General features: G+C 34.3%; 1 protein-coding gene. It reads left to right on the forward strand.

Features of this window, described 5'->3' with window-relative positions:
- On the forward strand, nucleotides 1-565 hold a 565-nt coding region (locus tag L1S34_RS14830; RefSeq protein WP_236364882.1), incomplete at both ends, for a hypothetical protein.

Genomic DNA, 565 nt, shown 5'->3' on the forward strand with positions numbered 1-565 from the left:
TGAAAATCAAAAAATTGAAAAAGATAAAGAAGGGTATAAAATAAAAGATCTTTCAGAAAAAACGTGGTTTGCAAATATCCTTCATTTTTTTAATATCCTTTGGTATGGTTTGCTTTGCTTGGTTTTATATAGAACTTTGTTGCTTCTATTTTCGATAAAAAACAAAGAAAATATTTTCAAACAAAATTTTATTGCGTTAGGTACAACATTGCTTTTCACGGTGCATCCTTTACATACTGAGGCTGTTGCCAATGTGAAAGGCTTAGATGAAATTTTGGCGTTATTAGGAGCGTTAGCAAGTTTGTATTGTGTGCTAAAATTAGTAGAAATAAAAAATGAAAGTAATGCGGGCACATCGAAATTAAAATGGCAACTGGGCGCGGTGGCATCGTTTTTCGCAGCCTTAATGGCCAAAGAATCTGCAGTTACTTTCATCGCTGTAATTCCAATGGCGCTGTGGTTTTTTTCAGAAGTGTCGCTTAAAACCATTATTAAACTAACAGTCCCTTTGTTGCTTCCTTTGGTTCTCTTTTTAGGTATTCGTAATGCCGTATTACATCAGCCT

It is taken from the genome of Flavobacterium sp. K77 (genome assembly GCF_021608205.1).
GTDB lineage: Bacteria > Bacteroidota > Bacteroidia > Flavobacteriales > Flavobacteriaceae > Flavobacterium > Flavobacterium turcicum.